The following is a 1,971-nucleotide window of genomic DNA, read 5'->3' on the forward strand; positions in this document are numbered from 1 at the left end:
CCGGATCTGGGATTTTTTGGGGTCTTGCTGAAAGGCTAATCGTGGATTATAATAATTGGGAACATATGTTCGGAAAGGAGAGAACCTCGCGACGGACGGCAACAAGCTCTGGGAAAGCCACCGCATCGTCCTTCCGGAAATGCGGGAGATCATCGTTTCCCGGTGCGGCGAGTGCCGGTTTTTCGTGCAGATTCAGGGGCAGGAAGAGATCCGGTGCGGATGTGTTGCAGGCATCGAACGGTACAGAAGGCTCCACCGGAGGGTCCCGGAGCGGATCCACGTCGTGGAACTGCTGAAGCTCGCAGGAAAAGAAGGGCTCCAGAAGATCCTGGAGCACGGAGACCCGGAGGAAAGGGCATGCGGGATGTTCCTCCCGCGGCTGCAACCTCCCCAAAAAGCAGGCATCTTTCCCTCAAAATTTCGGAAATCTCCCTGAGCAGAGAAAAGGCAGCCCGGCTTCCGGCGCGGTCAATTCATGCTATAATTGTCGCATGAAGAAAAGACCTTTTCTCGACGCCCACATCCACCTCTGGGAATTCTGCCTTTTCAATTACTTCACAAACCTGGCCGGGGTTTCCTCAAAAGAAGAGCTCATCGCGGCCTTAAAGGCGCGTCCTCTTGAGGGGTGGTACGTGGGGGTGCGTTTCAACCAGGAATCCCTCAAAGAGAAGGCCCTCCCGGAGCGATCTTTTCTCGACCGCGCCTTTGGGAAGGCTCCGGCGCTTATTTTTCGCACCTGCCTGCACCTTGCGATCGCAAACACCGCAGCCATGGAGGCGCTGGAGCGCCCGGCGCCGGAGGGGATTTTCCGCGAGGCCGACGTCTTCGCCATCCTGAACGAACTCCCAGAAAGGCTCAAACTCGACCCCGAACTCATCGTCAAAGAAGGAGTTGCCGGGCTGGAAAGCCTGGGAGTAACGAGGACTATCGACATGGGGATGGACCTTTCCAAAAGGAAGTTCTTCGGCAAAATTGACTACTATACCACCGATTTCCGGCTCCTCGGGGAAGCCCTGGGGTTCAAGCTGTTCCTGGACGGGAGCCTGGGGGCGCGCACCGCCGCCCTGAGCGAGGAGTACAGCGACGACCCCGGGAACTGCGGAGTTCTCAACTACTCCGACGCCGAACTCCTGGAGATCGTGGAGAGGGTGCACCAGGCAGGCAAGCCGGTGGCCTGCCACGCCATCGGAGACAGGGCCGTAGACCAGTTCCTCGGGGTGATCGGGAAATCCCGCCACCCGCAGGACAGGCTGGAGCACGCCCAGTACCTGCGGCACGACCAGATCGACGCCCTCGCGGAGCTGGGGGTCGCGGTCTGCATCCAGCCCATCTTCTCCCGGGAGGTCCCCTGGGCAAGAAAGCGCCTGGGGCCCAGGAGAATGGAAACCGCCTACGCCTGGGGGCTGCTCCTCAAGCAGGGGGTGAGGCTCCTCGCAGGGTCGGACGCCCCCGTGGACGCGGCGAGCCCCCTGGAGGCAGCCAACGCCGTCGCTTCCCTGAAAGGGGCACAACGCCTCTCCCGGGCGCAGGTGCTCGACCTCTTCGGGCGCGCCAACTGGGAGTTCTACGGCTGGGAGCCCGGCGCCCCGGAGGAAAAAAGATCTGAACCGGCGGGCTCACTTAAACAGGCTTGCCCGGTAGAGGTAAAGCCCCAGCGTCCCAAACACGACCAACAGGAAGACCGGCGTCCAGGCAGCCCCTAAACCTTCTGCCTGGCCCAGCGCAACCTGGATGCTTTTCCACTGGACGTAGGCAAAGGACCAGACCACTTCGGTTTTGACAACAATAAAAAAGGTCCGGGCCAGCCGGTACTGAACCCTCGCATTTTCCGGAGTAATCGCCCAGAAGTAATTAAATTTATGGGGATAGCGCCCGAGCGCCGTCATCGCCGCATAAAGCAGAAGGGCTACGGCGGGAAGAAAGATGATGAAGTTTCTGTCTGCCCAGGCGTCGGCCTTCCCCGTGAATCCG

At 60.2% G+C, this 1,971-nt stretch carries 3 protein-coding genes; 2 read left to right on the forward strand and 1 reads right to left on the reverse strand.

The features are described from left to right. The first annotated feature begins 139 nt into the window (after positions 1–139). The gene (locus HPY58_06575; GenBank protein ID NPV29317.1) at positions 140–436 is read left to right on the forward strand and encodes a hypothetical protein; all 297 of its coding nucleotides are present in this window, start codon (positions 140–142) and stop codon (positions 434–436) included. 55 nt (positions 437–491) lie between these two features. Beyond that, entirely contained in the window at positions 492–1,703 is a 1,212-nt protein-coding gene (locus tag HPY58_06580) for an amidohydrolase family protein (protein ID NPV29318.1), read from the forward strand. Here the strand turns inward: HPY58_06580 and HPY58_06585 are convergent. Continuing rightward, on the reverse strand, positions 1,617–1,971 hold a 355-nt coding region (locus tag HPY58_06585), incomplete at its 5' end, for a DUF1648 domain-containing protein (protein ID NPV29319.1). The two genes, HPY58_06580 and HPY58_06585, sit on opposite strands and share 87 nt — an antisense overlap.

The organism is Bacillota bacterium (assembly GCA_013177945.1).
GTDB lineage: Bacteria > Bacillota > DSM-12270 > Thermacetogeniales > Thermacetogeniaceae > Ch130.

Excerpts from the sequence above, each read along its gene's own strand:
- HPY58_06580 (NPV29318.1), top strand. The coding sequence starts at position 492 with ATGAAGAAAAGACCTTTTCTCGACGCCCACATCCACCTCTGGGAATTC.
- HPY58_06575 (NPV29317.1), top strand. The coding sequence starts at position 140 with ATGCGGGAGATCATCGTTTCCCGGTGCGGCGAGTGCCGGTTTTTCGTG.